This window comes from Pseudoclavibacter soli DSM 23366, assembly GCF_000423505.1.
GTDB lineage: Bacteria > Actinomycetota > Actinomycetes > Actinomycetales > Microbacteriaceae > Pseudoclavibacter_A > Pseudoclavibacter_A soli.
Genome location: NZ_KE384027.1, coordinates 88,147 through 111,086, shown reverse-complemented (window position 1 = coordinate 111,086; position 22,940 = coordinate 88,147). Strand labels below are relative to the sequence as shown.

Below are 22,940 nucleotides of genomic sequence, written 5' to 3'. Positions count from 1 at the left end.
CTTTACATCTGGGTGAAGCTTTGGGCTGGCTACGTAAAATGCTGGCGCGCCCAGATCTGTACGAACGTGCAGATTGCGCCGCTCCCACTTCAGTCAGACCACCACAAGCAACCATATCTGCACGATCATTCATAAATTGCTTCCCTCGCTCGCTGAGATCAAGTATTATTGCCATTAAATGCAAGATCGTGCAGATTTGAGAGCGAGGCCATAATGACAGATCCCTCATCGTTCGGCACGCGCATTCGCGCAGAGCGTCGTGCGCTCGGGCTCACTCAGCAGGATCTCGCTGATCTCGCCGGGGTTTCGGTGCGCAGCGTGCACGAGGTCGAGCACGACAAGCCCACGCTCCGGCTCGATGTGCTCACACCCGTGGTCACGGTGCTCGGGCTCGAGCTGTCGCTCACACCTCGCACTCAAACGCCTCACGTTCAGGACACCGGCCAATGACTCCCCCACTTCGCAGTGCACTCGTGTACAAGGGTGAACATCCAGCCGCCCGTATCGATAAATACTCAGACCGCACAGAGTTCCGGTATCTCGCCCCGTACCTCGCGTCTGACCTACCAGCAGTAGCGACGACTCTGCCGAAACGTGATCAGATCGTGACGACGTATGCCGGCGCCATCCCCCCGTTCTTTGCCGGTCTGCTGCCGGAAGGCCATCGTCTGAGCGTCTTACAGCGGTCGTTGAAGGCTTCTGCAGACGACGAGCTCACCCTGCTGCTCGCCATCGGCGCAGACACCGTCGGCGACGTGCGGGCGCTGCCACTGACCGACGATGCTACCGACGAGGTGCTTGTCGCCCGGAATCAGCCATTCTCTCCACACCCAATGGCAGAGCTCACCCGCGATCCGTCCGAGATATCTTTCCACGAGCTGCGCGCAGAGGATCTGCCCGACCCCGCCGGCATCGCCGGGGTACAGCGCAAGGCATCCGGATCAATGATCAATCTGCCCGGCGCACTCGGTCAGCGGCAAGTGATCGTCAAACTCGACCCGCCGGGGTACCCGCATCTCACCCGGAACGAGGCGGCGATGCTCGGCCTCGCCCGCCAGGTTGGCTTCACCGTTCCCGATTGGCAGCTCGTTACCGACCGGGATGGCGTTGACGCGCTCATCATCACCCGTTTCGACCGCGCACCGGCCCCGCTTCCCGTTGAAGATGCTGCGCAGATACTCGGTTTGTGGCCAGCAGACAAATACAACGTCTCGTCAGAACAGGTCACCGTCGCACTCGCAGACCTGACCTTCGCACCGGCCGTCACGCGGTTAGAGCTTTTTCGACGATTCTGTTTTGCGCTGATCACCGGCAACGGCGACCTCCATGCAAAAAACCTCTCGATCATTCGGGATGTCAGTGGGCGTTGGCGGCTCTCCCCCTTTTACGATCTGCCCTCGACGCTGCTCTACGGTGACCAGAGCATGGCACTGACTCTGCAGAATCGCACCGAGAACGTCTCACGCCGACGACTACTGGAGTTCGCAGATGCCATTGATCTACCCCAAAGGGCAGCGCAACGGCACCTTGCTCTTCTTCTCAAGGCAACGGCTCCGGCGCTCAGCGACGTACAGTCGCTCGGCTTGCCCTTCGCGCCAAATACGCTGCGGGAGTGGCAGCAACAGCTCAACTATCGCCGTCGCCTGCTCTCCTGAGCTGGTACTGCTCTCGACTCACGCAGAATCTCTGCGTATGCACATCTACTTCTTACAGGTGCAAGCCCTACCCCAGCGCCTCCAGATGAAACTGTTCGCCGACCGCGGTGGACTTCGCCTGGCTGAGCCCAGCGTCTGCGACAACCCGCGGCCAGGCTTGCAGTGCACTGCGGATATCTTTGAGCGCGGAACGGGCTCGCTGCACACCGAATTGATCGGCAACAGCCATGAGATCGTCGTACCCGATGTCTGAGAACTTGCCGTTGACGCTCATCTGATGCTGATTCGTCCATTGCCCGGTCGGATTGTACGCAAAGGTCACGTCATATGCCGGGGCAATCTGCGCGTAGCTATTGGCCCCGATCGCCCGGAAATCGACTCCGGCCAGCCCTGTCAGCGCTAAAGGTGCAGCTTGAGAAGATCAATCGCCACTGTCGTCATCGTTCACAGCCCTCGCACCAACTCGTGCAGCGCAGGAAAGTCTCGGTTGGCCGTGGCCCAGAGCACATCGACGTCGACACGATCGTAGTGATGGGCGAGAAAGTCCCGGGTTCTCGCAACAAGGATCCAGATTTCATCACTGAAACGTTCTGGATCCGCGGCGATCAGACGCTTGGCGATTTCGCCAGCCCGTAGGCACAGTGCTTCGATGGCCAATGGCAATGCCGGATCGCTGCAGTACGCCTCGTACCCACGCGCAGCCAGCGCACTGCTCTGATCAAGGACGCGATCGAGATCTTGCAACCACCGCTTCGTGCGATTGCCTAATTCGGGCTGACCCATCTCGGTCACACTGCAATCGACTCGCGCAGAATACCTGCGTCACGTTCAACATCAAGTGAATGTGACGAGACGACATCGACTTCGCATCCGAATAACGCTTCAAGCCCAATCTCGAAACGGGCGAAGTCTGACAGAGTCGCTCCAGTTCGTGGGGTGACGATGAGGTCCAGGTCTGAATTTGCCGAGGCCTCCCCGCGGCTCACTGAGCCGAACACGCGCAGCGAATCGGATTCAATGTTGTTGGCTGCAGCCAACTGTTCAAGCACAATGCGGAGCCGTCGAACATTATCAAGCGTGAGCACATCATCAGCATGAGTGTGGATCTTGTCGTACTGAGAAACGGGCAGAAGGACCGCCTCGGGTCTGCGGTGGGTGCCGAGAAGCACCGGGGATACCCCATCGGGATCTCGGCGAAAGGCCTGAAGTTGGCGGCTGAGGCTTTCCCGTGCCTCAGCGACGCTCAACACGCGAATACCTTCTGATTCGTGGGTACTGTTCTTTGGCTTCATGCCGAAATTCTACCGAGATGTACATCTTCATGTACATCTTTGTGCTCATCACCGGCAGAAAATGACTCAGCCGACCAGGGCATCTTGCGCGGCACGACCGAAGATCGACGGCGAGGTCGCCCCACGCTCGGGCACCGGCAGCCCGAGGTTCGAGCGCAGCGTCGAGCCCGCGTATTCGGTGCGCAGCGAGCCGCGCTCCTGCAGCAGCGGCACCACCTTGTCAACGAACTCGTCGAGCGAGTCGGCCACACCCGCGTGGTCAGCGAGCACCGGCGGGGCGATCACAAAGCCATCCGACGCATCCTGCTGCACGAAGGCATCGAGCTTGTCGGCCACCTGCTGCGGGGTGCCGGCAAATTGGATGCGCCCCTCGGTTTCGAGGAACCAGTCGCGCAGGCTCGCACCACCTCGCGCCTCGGCGAACGCCCGAATGTCGGCGACAGCCTTGGAGCGATCCCAGTGATAGGTGCGCCCGTTGATAAAGCGCGGAGCTTCGAGATCGGGTTCGACGTCGGGGATGTCAGTGGTGAGGTCATAGCCCGAGAGATCACGGTTCCAGATCTGCTCGGCGCGCACCCGCACGGTCTTCGGGGTGAAGATCTGCTCGCGCACGTACACCACTTTGTCGCGCGCCTCGGCCTCACTGTCGGCCAGCACATAGCCCACTGCCGGAATGATCTTGAGATCGCCGCGCTGGCGGCCCAGCTCTTCGAGCCGCTGATTCACGTCGGCATAGAACGCCTTGGCCTGGCTCACCTCGTGGAACGGCGAGAAGATCACGTCGGCGTTGGCCGCCGCGAAGTCACGCCCCTGCCCCGAGACGCCCGCCTGCACGATCACCGGTCGCCCCTGCGGGCTGCGCGGCACGGTGAAGCGGCCGTGAATGTCGAACTGCCGGCCATGGTGCCCGAAGGCGCCCACATTGGCATCGCGCACGAACTGGCCAGCCGCCTTGTCGGCGACCACCGCATCTGCCGGCCACGAATCCCACAGCTGCTTGACCGCCTGCACGAACTCTTCGGCGCGCTCGTAGCGCTGCTCGCGGGGCAGGTAGCCGCCGCGGCGGAAGTTCGCACCCGTGAACGCCTCGAACGAGGTGACGACGTTCCAGCCGGCGCGGCCGTGCGACACCTGGTCGAGGCTGGCGAACTGGCGAGCCAGCTCGAGCGGCTCGTTGAATGTCGAGTTGAGCGTGCCGATCAGGCCGATGTGGTCGGTGACCGCCGCGAGCGCCGCCAGCACCGCGAGGGTGTTGGGCCGGCCCACGATGTCGTGGTCGAAGAACTCGTTGCCGCGCTGGCGCACGGCGAGCCCCTCGGCCAGGAAGAAGTAGTCGAAGCGACCCCGCTCGGCGGTCTGGGCGATGTGCTTGAAGGTGTCGAAGGCGATCTGGCTGGCGGCGCCGGGCGCCTCCCACAGGGTGTGCTCGTTGACCCCGCCGATATGGGCGGCGAGGATGATCTGCTTGCGCGGCTTGCCATCGCGCGTGGGGTCTGCGGCTGCGGTCGTGTCAACGCTGATGTGCTCGGTCATGTGCGGGTCTCTTTTCGGGTGCGTGAAGTGGGTGGGTGTGGGCGGGCGCTCAGAGCGCGCTGGCCGGGGCGGGTGAGATGCGGCCGGTCTGGCCGGCGTAACGGCTCGGGCCGGCGGCGGGCAGGCCGATGATCTCGCGCAGGGATGCTCCTGCCGCAGCAGGTGCAGCATCGCGCAGTTCACGGCGGCGCAGTTCGGGCACCAAGTCGGCCGCGATGCGCGGCAGGTCGTCGGTGGCCACGCCCGGGCGCAGGCGCACACCGTCGTAGCCGGCGGCGACATAGGCCTCGATGCGATCGGCCACGGTGGATGCCGAGCCCGCGACAATGCGCGCGTCTGAGGTCAGCGGCCGACCCAGCGCGTCGAGTCGGGCCAGCCGGTCTGCGGCGAGCTCGCCCCCCTGGGCGGGGTCGTCGAGCAGCACGACCAGATCGACGTAGACCTGCAGCGGAAGGCCATGGCGACCCACCGCGCGCTCGGCGTCTCGCACCTGGGCGAGCACCGCATCCACCGGGCCCGAAAACGGGGTGTCGGCGTCTGGGGTGACGAACACCACATCGGCCTGCTGCGCGGCGAAGCGATAGGGCACGGTGTGGTGCGCGAGCGCGGTGACCACGGGCTGGCCCTGTGGGCTGCGCGGCACGATGGATGGCCCGCGCACGGTGAACGCGTCGCCGGCGTAGTCGATGGTGTGCAGCTTGTCGGCGTCGATGAAGCGGTCGGTTGCGGCGTCGCGGATCTCGGCGTCGTCTTCCCAGCTGTCCCAGAGTCGACGCACGACCTCGATCGCCTCGGCGGCCTCGGCGAACGCGGCTGCCGCTTCATCGCTTTCGACCCGCTGCTCGATGACGGCCTCGGCGGTGTTGGGTTCATGTCCGGTGCCGGTGCGCTCCTCGTCGCGCAGCGAGAGCTTGGCCTGCAGGCCAGCGCGACCACCACTGACGAAGTCGAGGGTGGCGATCGCGGTCGAGACATGGAACGGCTCGGTGTAGGTGGTGGTGACCGTGGGCACCAGGCCGATGCCTGCGGTGACCGGGGCGAGCCGATTGGCGAGAATGGTGGCGTCGAGGCGGCCGCGCACCTCGTCGACGCGGTCGTCGGGGTGCAGACGGTCAGACGACTGCAGCGCCAGCGAGTCTTCAATGGTCACGAAGTCGACGCCGCCGGCAGCCGCCGTGCGCACGAGATCAGCCCAATAATCGGGGGTGAACAGCTCGGTGGGGCGGGCGCTCGGCTCGCGCCAGGCGGCGGGATGCCAACCGGCACCGTCGAGGGCGACAGCGAGGCGGGTGGTGCGGGTCATGCGACTCCAATCGGTTGCGGGTTCGCGCGCCGATCGAGGTTGCGGCCTCGCGCGCGCCGTGGATGTCCCCACTGTAGGAGTGCGCCGCACACGGCGTCACAGACCGCGCAACACGCGGTCACGGAAGGGTACGCTGCCGGTACTGACCTGAGGAGGCTCCATGCCGACGTTCACCACTCGCCCTGAACTCACCGGAGACTTCGGCATGGTGGCAACCACCCACTGGCTTGCCTCCTCGGTCGGCATGGGAGTGCTCGAGCGCGGCGGAAACGCCGCCGATGCCGCGGTGGCTGCTGGCTTCACACTGCAGGTTGTCGAGCCACATCTCAACGGCCCCGGCGGTGACGCGCCCATCATGATCTGGGATCCAGCCGCCAGCGACGCTGCCGTCATCTGCGGCCAAGGCACGGTGCCAGTCGCCGCCGACATCGCAGCGTTCACCTCACTGGGGCTAGATGTCATTCCTGGCAGCGGTTTGCTGGCTGCAGTCGTTCCCGGTGCTTTCGGAGGCTGGCTGTCTCTGCTCGACCGCTACGGCACCTGGTCGTTGCGCGACGTGCTCGAGCCGGCCATCCATTATGCCGAGCAGGGGCATCCGCTGCTCGAGCGCGCGCATCAAGCGATCGCTTCGGTGCAGCGGCTGTTCATTGACGAGTGGTCGACGTCGGCGGCACTGTGGCTGCATGACGGCCAGGTGCCTCTCGCGGGCTCTCGTGTGCGCAACGCTCGACTTGCGCAGACGTATCGACGCATTCTCGCTGAGGCAGAGGCCGGCTCGAGCTCGAGAAGCGCGCAAATCGAACGCGCGCGCCGTGCGTGGTACTCCGGGTTTGTCGCCGAGGCGGTCGATGCGTTCTGTCGCATCCCCGCACGTGACTCGTCTGGGGATCGCCACCGCGGTCTGCTCACCGGTGACGATCTCGCCGGCTGGCGAGCGACTGTCGAACCCGCGATCAGCGTCAAGATCGCCGGCACCACGTTTCACAAGCCCGGGCCCTGGAGTCAGGGGCCTGTCATGCTGCAACATCTGCGCCTGCTCGAGCAAACCGATGTGTTCGACCTCGAGCCCGGCTCCGAAGCGTGGATCCACCTGGTGGTAGAGGCGGACAAACTCGCTTTAGCTGACCGCGAGGCGTGGTACGGTGACCCGCTCAGCACGGATGTGCCGCTTACGACACTGCTCAGCCGCGCGTACGCCCACGAGCGCGCGAAACTCATCGGATCAGATGCGTCTGTGCAGCTGCAGCCTGGATCACCACAGGGTCGACAGCCCCGGCTGCCCGTTCAACCCGTTGCCGAAGCCGAGCAAATGACTGCCGGCACCGGCGAGCCCACCACTGCGTCAGACGGTGAAGTGCGCGGTGATACCTGTCACCTCGACGTCGTCGACGCGCAGGGTCTGATGATCAGTGCCACACCGTCAGGAGGCTGGCTGCAGTCGTCTCCGGCGATTCCACAACTCGGGTTCGCTCTGGGCACGCGGGCTCAGATGTTCTGGCTGCAACCGGGGCTCGCCAGTTCGCTGCGGCCCGGCAGACGACCACGCACCACCCTCTCGCCATCCTTGGCCAGTCGTGATGGCCGCGGCTGGATGGCTTTCGGCACCCCTGGCGGCGACTCGCAAGACCAGTGGTCAGCGCAGCTCGCACTACGTGCTCTGCAAGGGCAGCCGCTGCAGGCCGCCATCGACGCGGTGTCGTTTCACACTGAGCATGCGCCCAGCTCATTCGCTCCCCGTGCCGCCCGTCTCGGCCATCTGCGCATTGAGTCGCGCGCCGCCGCCGAGGTCATCGAGGGCCTTCGGGCGCGCGGCCATCGTCTCGAAGTCGGGGCGCCGTAGAGTGAAGGCCGGCTCAGCGCCGTTCAACAGGCTGACGGTTGGCTTCGCGCTGGTGCCAACCCACGTGGTGCACAGGGCTACGCCGTCGGACGTTGACTCAGGTTCTCAGACCTCGGCGAAGGCCGGCTCGTGCAGGCGTCGCCCCGGGATGGCCTGTACCAGCTGCTGTGTATAGGGTTCACGAGGATGGCGCAGCACCTGTTCGGTCGCTCCGGTCTCGACCACCCGACCACGTTGCAGCACGACGACCCGATCAGCGATCTGACTGACCACTGCCAAGTCGTGCGTAATGAACAGGTATGAGAGCTGGTGTCGCTGCTGATTCTCAGCGAGAAGATCGAGTATCTGCCGTTGCACCGACACGTCGAGCGCAGACACGGCCTCATCGAGCACCACCACATCAGGCTCGAGGGCAAGTGCCCGAGCGATCGCCACGCGCTGCCGCTGCCCGCCCGACAGCTCGGTTGGGCGTCTGGTGGCCAGTCTCGCCGGCAGCCGAACCTGATCGAGCAGCTCGAGCGCACGCTCATGCCGTTGGTCACGCGATCCCACACGGTGAGCGCGCAGCGGCTCGGCGATGATCTGCTCGAGGGTGAACCGAGGGTTCAACGATGCATAGGGGCTCTGATAGACGAACTGCACTCTGCGACGAAACGCCTTGAGCGTTCGTCGATCAACTGCGGTGATGTCCTCTCCGTCGAAAACGATGCGCCCAGCCGTGGGCTCATCGATGCGCAGTGCCAGGCGTGCCGTGGTCGATTTGCCCGAGCCCGACTCACCCACCAAGGCCAGGGTCTCTCCTCGATGCAGCTGCAGACTCACTCCGTCAACGGCTCGTAGGAGACCTCGGTCAGGCAGCGCGAACTCTTTGACCACATCATGCAGCTCGAGCACGGGTATGCCCTCAGCTGCTGCGACGCTCACCTGAGCGGTCGGTCGGGCTGTTGTGGCCGAAATGCTCGGCGCCGCGGCGATGAGCTGCTTCGTGTAGTCCTGCTGCGGGTCACGCAGCACCTGCTCTGCTAGCCCTTGTTCGACGATGCGACCGTGCTGCATCACGATGATGCGGGAGGCTCGGTCGGCTGCCACGCCCAAGTCGTGGGTGATCAGCAGCACAGCTGTGCCCAGCTGAGCCGCCCGCTGTTCGATGTGGTCGAGAATCTGCTTTTGTACCGTGACATCGAGAGCACTAGTGGGCTCGTCAGCGATCACCAGCCGCGGATCGGCGGCCAGAGCTGCGGCAATGAGCACACGCTGTCGCATGCCGCCGGAGAACTGGTGGGGGTACTGTCGACTGCGCAATTCGGCATCTGGGATGCCGGCAAGCTCCAGCAGTTCGACCGCCCGGTGCGCCGCGTCGGCGCGATCGGCCAGCCCGTGCAGGCGCAGCACCTCAGCCACCTGATCACCGACTCGACGCACGGGGTCGAGCGATACCGTCGGGTCTTGTGGAATCAGTGCAATCCGGGCACCACGCACTGATTCCCACTCTTTCTCGGTCAGCTGGGTGAGATCGGCACCGTCGAACGAGATGTCCCCAGAGACTCGCCGGGCGTTGCCGGCCAGCAGGTTGATGATGCTGTGTGCGGTGGTCGACTTACCCGAGCCAGACTCTCCCACAATGGCAACCACCTCACCCGGGTCGAGTGCGAAGCTCACCCCGGCCACGGCATGCTGTCGTCGGCCGCGGCCGAGATCGTAGTCGATATGCAGATCTGTGACTTGCAGCAGTGCGGTCATCTTTCTACCTTTCTGGTCGTTCGAACGTGCGCGCGACCTGATTCGCCGCCAGCACCACTGCCGCGATCACCAGCCCCGGGAAGGTGATCAGCCACCATGCCGTGGCCAGATAATCTCGCCCACCCGATACCAATGCGCCCCATTCCGGTGCCGGCGGTGGAGCGCCGAAGCCGAGGAAGCTCAGCGCTGAAATGGCCAGCACCGCCTGACCGAACTCCAAGGCAGACAAGGCGATGACCGGCCCGGCCGAGTTGGGCAGAATGTGGCGAATCAGCACACCCCACCAACTGACACCGGATACCCGCGCGGCCTCCACGTATTCGGCGCCGCCCACGCGCAGCACCTCCGAACGCATGATGCGAGCGAAACTCGCCACCGATGCCAGACCGACGGCGATAGCGACGTTGATCGTGCCAAACCCCAGCGCGGTAATCAGAGCCAGAGACAGCAGCAACGAGGGAATGGAAAGCAGCACATCGACAATGCGCATGATGACATCGTCAACCCAGCCTCGGGCCGACCCGGCGAGCAGCCCCAGCCCCGAGCCCAGCACGAGCCCGACGCCCACCGCTCCGGCGGTCGCCGCCAGCGACTGGCCGGCGCCGTAGACTATGCGGGCATACAGGTCGCGCCCAAGCTGATCGGTACCGAACAAGTGGCCATCGCCGGGCGGACTCAGCCGGTCACGTGGCACCCCGTCGATCGGATCCCACGAAGTGAACAACGACGGTGCGACCGCCCACGCCAGAGCCAGCAGCAACGTCACCACTGCCAGCACAAACGCCGGCCGTTCCCGCAGAAATCGCAGGTGAGCCCTCCAGCGTCGTTCAGCCTGTTCCTCAAGCTGATCGGCACCAACGGCCACCGACTCGACCAGTGTTCGAGCATCCTCTCGAAGCTGCTGTTCGTCGAAAGCGCTGCCCTTCACCCCAGTGAGCACAGCAGATGAGTCTGACATGACAGCTCCTCTCTCAAGCCTGCGCCGTGCGGCGCACGCTGATGCGCGGGTCGACAAGCGGGTACAGCACATCGACCAGCAGATTGACCACAACGAACACGAACGCCACAAACAGCACGATGACCTGCACCACCGGGATGTCGCGATCGTTGACCGCGGTCACCGTCAGCCGGCCGATGCCGGTACGCGAGAAGACCGTCTCGCTTACCGTTGCGCCGGCCAGCAGGTTGCCAATCAAGATGCCCAGCATCGTCAGCGTGGGAATCGCCGCATTGCGCAGTGCGTGGCCAAAATTGACCACCCAACGGCTGGCACCTTTGGCTCGCACTACTTGGATGTACGGCTCGCCCAGAGTCTGCCTCAGGCTCTTCGCCAGCAGTTGGGCGATCACTGCAGACGTGGGAATGGCCAGGGTCACCGCCGGCAACACCAGCGAAATCAGCCCCTCATTGCCCATCGATGGAAACAGACGGATGCGGAAGGAGAACAGCTGCAGCAGCAGCAGACCGATCCAGAAAGTCGGCACTGCGACTCCGAGAGGAGGCAGCGAGCCGACGGCCTGGCGAATCCAGCGATGCCGACTGAATACCCCGCCCAGCGCCAGCGCTACCCCCGCCAGCAGCGACAGTGGCAGAGCGAGGGCCGCGAGGGCCAAGGTCTGCGGAAGCACGCTGGTCATTGCCTCCAACGCTGGCTGTCCGCTGCGAAACGAACTGCCAAAGTCGAGCGTCAGCGCCTTGCCAAGCGAGATCACGTACTGCTCGTAGATCGGCCGATCGAGGCCGAACTCGGCTCGCAGCGCCGCCAATTGTTCGTCGCTCGTTCCGGCGTCTTCCCCGCCGGCCATGACAGTGGCAGCATCACCCGGCAGCAGGAAGAGCACGAGAAATGTCACGGTATACGCCGCCCACAGCACGAACACTCCTTGGAGCACCCGTTTGACCGCGTAGGCCACGACATCACGATTGACATGCATTGTTCGTTCCCCTCCTGCTGACCGAGTCATTGCCTACTGCTGTACCCAGGCGTCATAGAAGTCGATGCGGCTGGAAGCCTCGAATTTCACGCCCTGTGCATGGTCACTGCTGACGATGGTCGTCGACAGCTCATGGGTGGGAATCGAGTGAGCATCCTCAAGCAGCAGGCGCTGGGCCTCGTCAACGTCGGCCTGTCGCTCGGCCTGGTCAGTGGCCGATGCCTGCTTGGTCAGCCACTCGTCGACCTCGCTGGAGTCGCGGCGGTTGTAGTTGCCCGGACCGTTTGCGGCCAGCACCGTGCGAATGATGTCTGGATCGGCCCGGGTGAGGTTGCCGTAGAACAGTTCGTACGTGTTCTCTTTACCCACGCTGTTGGCAGCGCTCGCCTCGGCGTTCGAGGTGTACTTCAGCTGCAGGTCGACCCCGATCTCTTTCCACTGCTGCTGAACCAGCTCAAGCAGCTCTTTGGGTGACTGCCAGTAGGTGACCAAGAAGCTCAGCTTCGTGCCGTCTTTCTCACGGATGCCGTTGGATCCGACCGTCCAGCCGGCCTCGTCAAGCAATTCCTTCGCCCCGTCGGGGTCATAGGTGAGCAGGTCGCTGAAGTCGGTGTAGAACGGCGTAGTCGAGGCCAGCACACCAGTCGCGGCCTTGTCGTTCGCGCCCAGCAGGGTGTCGACGAGTTCTTGGCGATCGATGCCCTTCGAGAGCGCCTGGCGCACGCGCACATCGCTGAGCTTGGGGCTCGACTCGTTGGGGTAGAGGTTGTAGACCACGCCCGGGTTCGAACGGGTGTTCTGTGAGAAGCCACCACCCTCGAATGTGGCCAAGTCTTGCGATGCGATGCCCGCCGTGGCGTCGATCTGCCCCGACTGGAGCGAGCCGGTGCGGTTGCCCGACTCGGGAATCACCTTGAACGTCACCGTGTCGAGATAGGCCTCGTCAGTGTGATCGTTGGTGGAAGGGCCCCAGTTGTAGCCGTCTCGCTTGCGCAGCACCACCTGCTGATCCTGCTCATACGATTCGACGGTGAACGGGCCAGAACCGGCGAACTTGCCGGCGCAGCGGTCTTCTACCGACAGCGCGGCGCTGGCCGGGGAGAGCAGGCCGAGCGTGAAGGTCGAGGTGGCCTGCAAGAACTGTGCGTTCGGCTCGGCGAAGGTTACCACCACGGTCTTGTCATCGGTGGTCTCGATCGAGGCGACGTCTTTCAGGTAGGTGTTGCCAAGCGAAGACTTGCCCGCTTTGCCGAGCTCTTTGATCGCCTCGAAGTTGGTCTTGACTGAGGCGGCGTCGATGGGCTCGCCGTCGCTGTACGTGGCATCGCCCGTGAGCGTGAAGGTGAACTCGGTGGCGTTGTCATTCTGTGTAAAGTCGGCCAGCCACGGCTTGATCTCGCCTGAATCGGGGTCTTGAGTGGTGAGCGAAGCCACCGTCTGCCGAGCGACAGCGATGGCGTCGTTGTTGCCCACCTGCTGCGGGTCAATGCAGTGGCTGTCGACCGAGAGCGCAAAGGTCAGGTTGCCGCCACGCGTCACCTCCCCCACGTCAGAGGATGAGCCGTCGGAAGATGAGCATGCGCTCAGAGCCACCACGCTGGTGACGGTGAGCGCCGCTGTAAGGGCGGTTCTTGTGAGTAGGCGCATGAAGGAGTTTCCTGTCGGTTGCTGTGTCGTCTTGCAGAACCCCGACGATACGAACTTCAAGAATCACAGCTCAAACCCTGTGGAAACACAGCGAGCGAATACGTCACGAAACGTCGGAAAACGTCATGCAGCGTCATGGCATCACGCCGCCGCGCCGCCGCGCCGCCGCGCACAGACCCACCGGAGGCACTCACCGAGACAAGACAGCACCGATCGCCTCGGCGGCCGTGTCGTGCACAAATGCGAACCCCGTGTCGGTGAGCACCTGCGGGGTGACCGTGGCGTCGGCCAGCAGCAGCGATTCGGCGGCATCGCGCCCGAGGGCAAGCCGCAGCGCCCAGGCTGGTGCGGGCAGCACGAATGGTCGGTGCAGCCGCCGCGCCAGATCGCGCCCGATGTCGTTGGCGCTCGCCGGCACGGGCCCCGCGAGGTTCACCGGGCCCGTCAGCCCGTGGTCGATGATGTGCCGAATGGCGCGCACCTCGTCGTCGAGCGAGATCCACGGCCACACCTGCTCACCGCCGCCGAGCGGCCCGCTCACCCCTGCTCGAGTCAGCAGCAGCAGCGGTTTCAGCACGGCCTGCGGGTGCAGCACCGACGCGGTGCGCAGCAGCGCGACCCTTGCACCCGGCCCGGCCGCGAGCGCCGCACGCTCCCAATCGGCGCTGAGCTCGGCCAGAAACGAGTCACCGGCGGTGCTCGTCTCGGTGAGCGTCTCGCCTGGACGGTTGCCATAGAACCCGACTGCCGAGGCCGACACAAACTGCGGGGCGTCACCGGCAAGCGCATGGATGGCCTGCGCCAGCCGCATCGTCGGCTGCAGCCGCGAGGCTGCGAGCGTGGTGCGATACGTCGAAGTCCAGGGTAGGTGCGCGATGCTCGCGCCGCAGAGGTTGACCACCGCGGTCGCGCCGGCGAGCACCCCGGGGTCGAGGTCGGTGGTGTCGGGCTGCCACTGCACTTCGTCGGTGCTGCGCGCCGGGCGTCGCACCAGGCGAGTGACCTCGATGCCGTCGGCCTGCAGCGACCGAGTGAGCGCGGAGCCGATCAGCCCCGACGAACCGGCGATGACCACGCGATCGTCACGCATGACGGCCTCCTGCGGTGTTGGATTGTTGTGTGCTGCCACGCGCCAGGCGCGACGGCCACCACACCACGCGCCCCAAGTCGTAGAACAGTGCGGGCACCAGCAGTGCACGCACCACGAACGTGTCGAGCAGCACGCCGAAGGCCACGATGAACGCGATCTGTGCCAAGAACAGAATCGGAATCACCGACAGTGCCGCGAAGGTCGCGGCCAGCACCAGCCCGGCCGAGGTGATCACTCCGCCGGTCACAGCCAGCCCGCGAATCACGCCCTCGCGGGTGCCGTGGGCGATCGACTCCTCACGCACGCGCGTGGCCAGAAAGATGTTGTAGTCGATTCCGAGCGCCACCAGAAACACGAACCCGAACAGCGGCACCGCAGGGTCGGCCCCCGCGAAGTGGAACACACCGTTGAACACCCACGCCGAAACCCCGAGCGCCGCGGCAAACGAGAGCACCGTGGTGGCTACGAGCAGCACGGGAGCGAGCACTGAGCGCAGCAGCAGCATGAGAATGATCAGAATGACCACCAACACCACCGGGATGATGAGGTTTCGGTCGTGCACTGACGCGTCGTTGGTGTCAACCGCAGTGGCGGTCACTCCCCCGACCAGTGCATCCATGCCGTTATCGGCATATGTCTGTCGCACCTCGCGCACCGTCTGCGCCGCAGCGTCCGAGTCGGGCGCATCGGTGAGTGTGCCTTGCAGCAGCACTCGCCCGTCGACCACGGTGGGCGTTGGCGTCGGCGTGCCGGGCGGCCCGTAGGCCGTGATGCCGTCGGCGGTGACCGGCGCCGAACCAGCCGAGGAGTCGGCGCTGACCACAGTGACCGCGTCGATGCCGGGGTTGTCGAGCAGCACGTCGGCGGCCTGCTGCAGCTGGTTCTCGTCGACGATGACCAGCATCGGGCTGCCCGATCCCGCGGCGAAGTGCTCGCCGAGCGCCTGCTGCCCGTCGCGGGCTTCAGAGGCGCCCAGCACCAGGTCAGACTGCGCCACACCCTGCGCCTGCAGCTGGGTGAGCCCGAACGCTGCGGCCAACAGCACGAGCGTGGTGACTGCCCAGATCGGTCGATGCGCGCGTCGCACGAATCGGCCCACCCCAGCCCACCAGCCGGTGGTGTGCACGCCGTGCTCGGCGGCGACCACCTCGGGCTCGTAGGCCGGTCGGCGCGGCCAGAACGCCGCCCGGCCGAACGCGAACAGAATGGCGGGCAGCAAGGTCAACGCGGCGAGCATGGCAAAGGCGATGCCGATCGCCGCCACCGGGCCGAGCGTGCTGTTCGACTTCAGGTCGCTGAGCAGCAGACACAGCAGCCCGGCGATCACCGTGCCGCCAGATGCCAGAATCGGCTCGATCGATCCGCGCAGGGCCACGCGGGTGGCCTGCCCGCGATCGCGATGCTCGCGCAGCGCCTCACGATAGCGCGACACATACAGCAGGGAGTAGTCGGTGGCCGCGCCGATCACCAAGATGAACAAAATGCCCTGCGTCTGACCGCTCAGCAGCAGCACCTGCGCCTTGGCCAGCCACCACACGGTGAGCAGGGCCACGGTGAGCGCGAACACACTGGTCGCCAGCACGGCCACCGGCAGCAGCAGCGAGCGATAGACCACGATGAGAATGACGAACACCGCCGCGATCGCCACGATCAGCAGCAGCCCGTCGATACCCGAGAACGCCTCGATGAGGTCGGCCGAGAATCCGGCCGGACCAGTCACGTACGAGTTCACGCCCTCGGGGCTCGCCTCACGCAGGGCGGCAGACACCGCCACCACAGTATCGCCAACGTCTGCGGTGGATGCGATGGGCACGAACACCTCAAGCGCGCGCCCGTCGTCTGAGCCGATCAGCGGCGATGTGCCTGCTTCGACCCCGTCGATCGAGGCGAGGTTGTCGACGGCCTGGGCCACCGCATCCTGCTGTGCCTCGGTGAGCGCGCTGTCGCTGGTGGATGCGAACACCAGCACCGCCGGAATCGCGTCGGAATCGCTGAACTCACCGCGCAGCTGCTGCACCTGTGTGGCGTCGGCCGACGCGGGCAGGTAAGTGGTCTGATCGTTCGACGAAACCTCGCCGACTTTGCCGAAGTAGGGGCCGCCGATGCTGCCGGCAACGAACCACACGAGAATGAGCGCGGCGGGCAGCACAATGCGCAGCCAGCGGGGCAGGCGGCGCGAGTTGCCGTGCGGGGCGGCGCTGTCGGCAGGATGCTGCACGCTTGCGTTCACCGCCCGCTCGGGGTCGCCAGATGATGCGGGTCTGTTCACGGGGGCCTCCAGACGTTCGTTCCCGTCAGCCTATCGCGGTCGCCCCACACCGAGGTGACCATTTACGCCGCTTCTCTCGCCCGCATGCGGCTAGAGGTGTCATCTTGGCCGCCGCCAGCGGGGCCGCCACAGGATTTGTGCGTGGTTCAAGGCCTCATTCCGCATATTTGACGACAGAAACGACGCACAAACCCGCCAGGGCCGGCGGATGCCCGGGCCCCCGCTCCCATGCGCCACAATAGAGCCATGACCTCTGCGACTGACATCACCCTCGGCACGCCCCTCACCCCGCACGCCACACGCGCACTGCTGCTGGGCTCGGGCGAGCTGGGCAAAGAGGTGGTGATCGAGCTGCAACGTCTCGGCATCGAGACCATCGCGGTCGATCGTTACGCCAACGCTCCCGCGCACCAGGTCGCCCACCGAGCGCATGTGATCGACATGCAGAACCCCGACGAGCTGCGCCGCGTGCTCGAGGCCGAGCGCCCCGACTTGATCATCCCCGAGATCGAGGCCATCGCCACCAGTGTGCTCGCCGACCTCGAGGCCGAGCAGCCCTGGCCGGTGCGCGTGGTGCCCACCGCCCGCGCGACCGTGCTCACCATGGATCGCGAGGGCATCCGCCGTCTCGCCGCCGAAACCCTTGGCCTTCCCACCAGCCCGTACCGCTTCGTCGACAGCATCGACGAGCTGCGCCAGGCAGTCACCGAGCTCGGCCTGCCTGCGGTCATCAAACCGGTGATGTCGTCATCCGGCCACGGCCAGTCGGTGCTGCGCGAGAACGCCGACATCGAACCGGCGTGGGAGGCCGCGCAGACCGGCTCGCGCGGGCATGCTGCCGAGGGGCACGCCGTGCGCTGCATCGTCGAGGGCTTCATCGACTTCGACGACGAGATCACGCAGCTCACCGTGCGCCATGCCGGGGGCACCGCGTTCCTCGACCCCGTGCACCACGTGCAGGTCGACGGCGACTACGCCGAATCGTGGCAGTACGCGCACGAGTCGCAGCCCGGGGTCGTCGCCGAACCCGAGGCACTGAGCCCGGCCGTCGCGGCGCGCGCGCAAGAGATCGCCGCCACCATCACCGATGCCCTCGGCGGCTGGGGCCTGTTCGGCGTCGAGCTGTTCATCAAGGGCGACGAGGTGATCTTCAGCGAGGTCTCGCCCCGCCCGCACGACACCGGGCTGGTCACCCTCGTCAGCCAAGACCTCAGCGAGTTCGCCCTGCACGCCCGCGCCGTTCTCGGCCTGCCCGTCGCCGCACCCGAGCGATTCGCCGGCGCTGCGGCGAGCGTGCCGGTCAAGGTATCAGGCACCGGTGTACCAGTTTTTCATCATGTGGATGCGGCACTCGCCGCCGCCCCCACCGCCCAGTTGCGCCTGTTCGGAAAGCCTCGAGTCGACGGCGAGCGCCGCGTGGCAGTAGCGCTGGCTCGCGGCGCATCTGTGGCTGAAGCTCGTGAGCGGGCACATGCCGTCGCCGACGCCCTCACGGTTGAGCTGCGCTGACTGTCGGGGCGCGCACTGTGCGCACTGCCTCCAGCTGCACCCCGCACCGCTGCACCCCGCGCCGGTGGCCGTGCCGCCGCCGCACACCTGTACCCGTGGCCTGCCGCCGTGCACTCGGGGTGATGCTCCTTCACCCCTACGACACAGCCACGCCCCGGCCCCACTGCACCCGCGCACCTCTTTACCAGGATGCGCAACATCTCACCCAGACCCCCCCCAAAATGTCGAAAACATGCGCACGCCCGTGAAAACACGCGCAGCACTCCCGCAGCACACACCCCAGCCCGACACATGCACGAGGGGTGAAGCTCCCTCACCCCCACCGCACAGGGTACGTTTGACGCATGAGTATGGGCATGGGTCCACCGGGTCGCGGCGCGCGCATCTCCGACGGCGACTACGAGAAGCAGCGCGAAATCAACAGCCACGCCCCGCAGGTAGCGGGGCTCGGCAGGCGCATCGCCGCACTGTTCCACCCATATCGCGCGCGGCTCACCGTGCTGGTGACGCTCGTGCTGGTGTCGGCGACTTTGGGCATCCTGCCGCCGCTGATCACACAGCGGGTGTTTGACGACGGACTGTTTCCGGCATCCGGCACGCCGAACCTGCCGGTGCTGCTCTGGCTGGTGGTCGCCATGCTCGTCACCTTCGCCCTCGCGCAGCTGATCGGCATCGTGCAGACGCGCCTGACCGCGCAAGTCGGCAACCGCGTGATGGGCGACCTGCGCGTGCGCCTGTTCAGCCACCTGCAGTCAATGGAGCTGGGCTTCTTCACCCGCACCAAGACCGGCGTGATCCAGTCACGCCTGCAGAACGACGTCGGCGGCGTGGCCAACGTGCTCTCGAACACCGTCTCGAGCGTGGTCGGCAACACCGTCACCGTGATCGCCGCCTTCGTGGCGATGCTCATGCTCAGCTGGCAGCTGACCGTCGTCGCGGTCGTGCTGCTGCCCGTACTGGTCATCGGGCAGCGCAAAGTCGGCCAAGTGCGTGCCCGCATCGCCGGCGAGACGCAGGAGTCACTCTCTGAGATGACCGCCATCACCGAGGAGGCGCTGTCGGTCTCTGGCGTGCTGCTCGCAAAAACCTACTCGCGCCAGAGCAGCGAGGTCGCGCGCTACGCCGACGAGAACCGGCACCAAATCGACCTGCAAGTGCGCCAAGCCATGAGCGGGCAGGTGTTCTTCGGCATCGTGCAGCTGATGATGTCGGCGGTGCCCGCCCTGATCTACTTGATCGCCGGCTGGATCATTACCGACCAGCTCGGCCAGGGCCAGACCGCCACGATCACGGCCGGCACGATCGTCGCCTTCACCACCGTGCAGTCGCGGCTGCTCTTTCCAATGATGGCGCTCATGCGCGTCGCGCTCGACCTGCAGACTTCGCGCGCACTGTTCGCCCGCATCTTCGAGTACCTCGATCTGAAGCCTGCGATTCAGGATGCTCCAGACGCGCACCAGCCCGACGACGCGCCGGGTCTCGCTGGAGACGTGCGCTTCGAACACGTGTCTTTCAGCTATCCGGATGCCTCCCCCGGCTCGAGGCCCACCCTCGACGATCTGACGTTTCACGTGAAACCTGGTGAGTTCGTCGCTTTCGTCGGCGCGTCGGGATCGGGGAAAACGACCATCGGCAACCTGGTTTCTCGGCTGTATGACGCGAGCGCGGGCACGGTGCGCTACGCGGGCGACGACGTGCGCGACCTGCAGCAGGAGGCGCTGATGCAGCGCATCGGTGTGGTCACGCAAGAGCCGTACCTCTTTCACGCGTCGATCGCCGACAACCTGCGGTATGCGAAACCTGATGCCACAGATGCGGAGCTGGTGGATGCGGCGCGACAGGCCAACATCCATGAGACCATCGCGGGCTTCGAGCACGGCTACGACACCATCGTCGGCGAGCGCGGATATCGCCTGTCGGGCGGAGAGAAGCAGCGCATCGCGATCGCGCGCGTGCTGCTGAAGAACCCGCGGCTGCTCGTGCTTGACGAGGCCACCAGCGCGCTCGACACGGTGAACGAGCGGGCGGTGCAGCATGCACTCGACGAGGCTCGCAGTGATCGCACCACTATCGCGATCGCCCACCGGCTGTCGACCATTGAAGGTGCCGACCGCATCCATGTGCTGTCTGCCGGGCGCATCATCGAGCAGGGCACGCACGCCGAGTTGCTTGCCGCCGGCGGAGCCTACGCCGAGCTCTATGCGCAGCAGGGGTGATGCTGCTTCACCCCTACAGCACCCGCACTCCACGCCCCGCGCCACCCCCCTTGCCGCACCAGGCACCCCGCCGACTACAATCAGCCAAATGGCACGTCGCACACTCTCTCGCAACCTCAGCAATCGGCATCTGCAGCTCATCGCGATCGGCGGCGCCATCGGCACCGGCCTGTTCATGGGCAGCGGCAAGACCATCTCGCTGGCCGGGCCGAGCATCCTGCTCGTCTACGCCCTGATCGGCGCGATGCTGTTCTTCGTGATGCGAGCACTCGGCGAGCTGCTGCTGTCGAACCTCAACTACCGCTCATTCGCCGACTTCGCCGGCGACCTGCTCGGCCCTTGGGCCACCTTCTTCACCGGCTGGACATACTGGCTGTGCTGGGTCGTCACCGGCGTGGCCGACGTGGTGGCCATCTCGGGCTACGTGTCGTTCTGGTTCCCCGATCTGCCGCTGTGGGTGCCTGCCGTGCTGCTGATCGCTCTGCTGCTGGCGCTCAACCTGCCGACCGTGCGCAACTTCGGCGAGATCGAGTTCTGGTTCGCGCTGATCAAAATCGTCGCCATCGTCGCGCTCATCCTGGTCGGCGCCTACATGCTGGTGACGCACTACCAGTCACCGTCGGGCGACATCGCGCAGGTCTCGAACCTCTGGTCGCACGGCGGCTTCTTCCCCACCGGGTTCTGGGGGTTCATCGCTGGCTTCCAGATCGCCGTGTTCGCGTTCGTCGGCATCGAGCTCGTGGGCACTGCCGCAGCCGAGACCCACGACCCGCACCACAACCTGCCCAAGGCCATCAACTCGATCCCGTGGCGCATCGTGATCTTCTACCTCGGCGCGCTGTTCGTGATCCTCACCGTCACCCCCTGGAACGAAGTCGACCCCACCCAGTCGCCCTTCGTCAACATGTTCACCCTGGCCGGGCTCGGCATCGCCGCGCACGTGGTCAACTTCGTGGTGCTCACCTCGGCCACCTCGTCGGCCAACTCGGGCATCTATTCCACCTCACGCATGACCTACGGCCTGGCCACACAGGGCGACGCTCCATTCTGGCTCAGCCAGCTCAATAAGCGCAATGTGCCGGTCAACGCGCTGTTCTTCTCGTGCGTGTTTCTGCTCTCGGGCGTGATTCTGCTCTACGCGGGCGACTCGGTGATCGGCGCGTTCACCCTCGTCACCACGATCTCGGCAGTGCTGTTCATCTTCGTCTGGTCGATCATCCTGTTCAGCTACCTCAGCTATCGGCGCAAGCGTCCCGAGCTGCACGAGGCTTCGGCATTCAGGATGCCCGGCGGCGTCGTGAGCACCTACATCGTGCTGGCATTCTTCGTGTTCGTACTCTGGGCCCTCACACAGGCGCCTGACACAGCGCTGGCTTTGGCGGTCACCCCGCTGTGGTTCGTGCTGCTGGCTCTGGCCTACTGGCTGCTGCGCCCGCGCATCCGCGCGAACGCCGAGCGGCTGGCTGCCGCCGGGGTCGACATCTCACCGCGCACCGAAGACGAGCCGGGCGCACAAGACGACGCCCCGCGCGCCTGAGCCCACGGCAGGCAGCCGAGCGCGCATCCATTCGACGCACGCTGACCCCTCACAGAGACACTCGCGCACCCCAACGACAAGGGGGCCCGCTCCGAACGAAGCGAACCCCCTGCCCAAAGCGCCAGCTGTTAGGCGGCAGCCGACGTCGCCGAGCCGTGCTCGCCGTGGTGCGAGTCTGCGGCGATGCCGTGCCGATCGTCGTAGCGACGCCACAGCGACGACAGTACCGAGCCCGAGATGTTGTGCCACACGCTGAAGAACGTCGACGGAATGGCCACAATCGGATTCGCCGCGAAGGCCTTGAGCGCCAGGGTGGCTCCGAGCGCGGAATCCTGCATGCCCACCTCGAAGGTGATCGCCTTCTGCTGTGCGTAGCCGAATCCCTTCGGGTACACGCGGTACATCAGGCGGCTGAACAGCCAGCCCAGCAGGTAGCCGAGCAGGTTGTGCAGAATCACCACGGGAATCAGGATGGCCGTCTCGGCAGAAAGCAGCTTCTCGTGATTCACCGCCACCACCACGCCGATGATGAGCAGGATGGCCAGCTGCGACACCGCTGGCAGCGCGGCCGTGACCGTGCGCACCCGCTCGCCGAAGATCGCATGCACGATCAGGCCGAGCACGATCGGAATGAGCACCACCTGCAGCGCGGTGACGAACAGCTGCTGCGTGGGAATCTCGACATACTGGCTGGCCAGGCCCTCCATCATCAGCGGAATCAGGAAGGGCGCGCACAGCGTCGACAGCAGCCCGATCGACACATCGAGAGCCACGTCGCCGCGTGACAAGAACGACATCACATTCGACGAGGTGCCCGACGGGCAGGTGCCCACCAGGATCACGCCGACCGCCAGCATGCCGTCGAGCTGGAACACCCAGCACAGCAGCACGGCGAGCAACGGCATGATCACGAAGTGTGCGATCGTGCCCAGAATCACCATCAGCGGCATCTTCACGATGCGCGCGAAGTCACGGATGGTCAGCGTCAGCCCCATGCCGAACAGAATGATGCCGAGCAGATAACTGGTGTACGACTTCGCCCACAGGCTGGTCGCGGGTGCGAAGTAGTTCAGCACTGTCCAGACCACGACGATGACAGTGAACCATCGGGTCATCCAGTCGCCGAATCGCTGAATCGCATTCATATAGGGGTCTCTTCTCTCTGGGGCACCACGACTGCGCTGACGGCTGGCAGGCGGGCGCACTGATCTGCCCGGTCGACGGTTGGTCGATCAGGTTCGCTGCATGGATGCGCGCGGGTCGCCACGCGGTCAGGCCACCTCGGTGTCGCCTGGATCGCCTCTGGGTCTGCGTAATGGGGGCTGTCGGGCTGGGTCGCAGCACGGGGACAGTCGCCGATGACGGCACTGACGCC

General features: G+C 65.4%; 18 protein-coding genes. 6 read left to right on the top strand and 12 right to left on the bottom strand.

All coding sequences use genetic code 11. The annotated features are described in order from the left end of the window. Positions 1–213: 213 nt before the first annotated feature. Together G557_RS0108110 and G557_RS12485 are read left to right on the top strand one after the other, a co-directional pair. Positions 214–450: a helix-turn-helix transcriptional regulator gene (locus G557_RS0108110; protein WP_036961946.1), complete on the top strand. Its 237-nt coding sequence runs from the start codon at positions 214–216 to the stop codon at positions 448–450. Then, entirely contained in the window at positions 447–1,655 is a 1,209-nt protein-coding gene (locus G557_RS12485; RefSeq protein WP_036961943.1) for a type II toxin-antitoxin system HipA family toxin, read from the top strand. The genes G557_RS0108110 and G557_RS12485 overlap by 4 nt, the downstream gene beginning before the upstream one ends. A 67-nt stretch (positions 1,656–1,722) precedes the next feature. On the opposite strand, the gene G557_RS14160 is transcribed toward G557_RS12485, so the two are convergent. The 5 genes from G557_RS14160 to G557_RS0108080 all read right to left on the bottom strand — a co-directional run bounded on the left by G557_RS14160 (position 1,723) and on the right by G557_RS0108080 (position 5,783). Next, positions 1,723–1,929 (bottom strand): hypothetical protein, encoded by a 207-nt coding sequence (locus G557_RS14160; protein ID WP_028245646.1) that lies wholly within the window; start codon positions 1,927–1,929, stop codon positions 1,723–1,725. Positions 1,930–2,099: 170 nt separating this feature from the next. Continuing rightward, positions 2,100–2,438, bottom strand: coding sequence for a HepT-like ribonuclease domain-containing protein (locus tag G557_RS12480; RefSeq protein ID WP_036961940.1), 339 nt, complete (start codon positions 2,436–2,438; stop codon positions 2,100–2,102). Positions 2,439–2,443: 5 nt separating this feature from the next. Next, positions 2,444–2,947: a nucleotidyltransferase domain-containing protein gene (locus tag G557_RS13465; protein WP_051224884.1), complete on the bottom strand. Its 504-nt coding sequence runs from the start codon at positions 2,945–2,947 to the stop codon at positions 2,444–2,446. A 66-nt stretch (positions 2,948–3,013) separates the two neighbouring features. Continuing rightward, complete coding sequence (locus G557_RS12475) at positions 3,014–4,480, bottom strand: NtaA/DmoA family FMN-dependent monooxygenase (RefSeq protein WP_084627081.1); 1,467 nt, start codon at positions 4,478–4,480, stop codon at positions 3,014–3,016. Positions 4,481–4,529: 49 nt separating this feature from the next. Further along, positions 4,530–5,783, bottom strand: coding sequence for an LLM class flavin-dependent oxidoreductase (locus G557_RS0108080; protein ID WP_028245644.1), 1,254 nt, complete (start codon positions 5,781–5,783; stop codon positions 4,530–4,532). 160 nt (positions 5,784–5,943) lie between these two features. On the opposite strand from G557_RS0108080, the gene G557_RS12470 reads away from it, so the two are divergent. Next, entirely contained in the window at positions 5,944–7,623 is a 1,680-nt protein-coding gene (locus tag G557_RS12470; protein WP_342662183.1) for a gamma-glutamyltransferase family protein, read from the top strand. 105 nt (positions 7,624–7,728) lie between these two features. Here the strand turns inward: G557_RS12470 and G557_RS0108070 are convergent, their stop codons facing one another. The 6 genes from G557_RS0108070 to G557_RS12465 all read right to left on the bottom strand — a co-directional run bounded on the left by G557_RS0108070 (position 7,729) and on the right by G557_RS12465 (position 16,264). Beyond that, positions 7,729–9,363 carry a dipeptide ABC transporter ATP-binding protein gene (locus G557_RS0108070; RefSeq protein WP_036961936.1) on the bottom strand — a complete coding sequence of 545 codons (1,635 nt, stop codon included), beginning with the start codon at positions 9,361–9,363 and terminating at the stop codon, positions 7,729–7,731. A 4-nt stretch (positions 9,364–9,367) separates the two neighbouring features. Further along, positions 9,368–10,321 (bottom strand): ABC transporter permease, encoded by a 954-nt coding sequence (locus G557_RS0108065; protein WP_084627080.1) that lies wholly within the window; start codon positions 10,319–10,321, stop codon positions 9,368–9,370. 13 nt (positions 10,322–10,334) lie between these two features. Beyond that, positions 10,335–11,297: an ABC transporter permease gene (locus G557_RS0108060; protein WP_036961932.1), complete on the bottom strand. Its 963-nt coding sequence runs from the start codon at positions 11,295–11,297 to the stop codon at positions 10,335–10,337. Positions 11,298–11,330: 33 nt separating this feature from the next. Next, entirely contained in the window at positions 11,331–12,944 is a 1,614-nt protein-coding gene (locus G557_RS0108055) for an ABC transporter substrate-binding protein (RefSeq protein WP_028245640.1), read from the bottom strand. Positions 12,945–13,134: 190 nt separating this feature from the next. Then, a complete protein-coding gene (locus tag G557_RS0108050) occupies positions 13,135–14,034 on the bottom strand; it encodes a TIGR01777 family oxidoreductase (protein ID WP_028245639.1) in 900 nt (299 codons plus the stop codon). Then, positions 14,027–16,264 carry an MMPL family transporter gene (locus G557_RS12465; protein ID WP_084627150.1) on the bottom strand — a complete coding sequence of 746 codons (2,238 nt, stop codon included), beginning with the start codon at positions 16,262–16,264 and terminating at the stop codon, positions 14,027–14,029. Before G557_RS12465 ends, G557_RS0108050 begins: the two co-directional genes overlap by 8 nt. 285 nt (positions 16,265–16,549) lie before the next feature. Here G557_RS12465 and purT point away from each other — a divergent pair, with 285 nt between their 5' ends. The 3 genes from purT to G557_RS12460 all read left to right on the top strand — a co-directional run bounded on the left by purT (position 16,550) and on the right by G557_RS12460 (position 21,565). Next, positions 16,550–17,812: a formate-dependent phosphoribosylglycinamide formyltransferase gene (gene purT, locus G557_RS0108040; protein WP_028245638.1), complete on the top strand. Its 1,263-nt coding sequence runs from the start codon at positions 16,550–16,552 to the stop codon at positions 17,810–17,812. Positions 17,813–18,162: 350 nt separating this feature from the next. After that, positions 18,163–20,028: an ABC transporter ATP-binding protein gene (locus G557_RS0108035; protein ID WP_211220550.1), complete on the top strand. Its 1,866-nt coding sequence runs from the start codon at positions 18,163–18,165 to the stop codon at positions 20,026–20,028. An 88-nt stretch (positions 20,029–20,116) separates the two neighbouring features. Then, a complete protein-coding gene (locus tag G557_RS12460) occupies positions 20,117–21,565 on the top strand; it encodes an amino acid permease (protein ID WP_051224880.1) in 1,449 nt (482 codons plus the stop codon). Positions 21,566–21,693: 128 nt separating this feature from the next. On the opposite strand, the gene G557_RS0108025 is transcribed toward G557_RS12460, so the two are convergent. After that, positions 21,694–22,710: a bile acid:sodium symporter family protein gene (locus G557_RS0108025; protein WP_028245636.1), complete on the bottom strand. Its 1,017-nt coding sequence runs from the start codon at positions 22,708–22,710 to the stop codon at positions 21,694–21,696. Positions 22,711–22,940 lie beyond the last annotated feature (230 nt).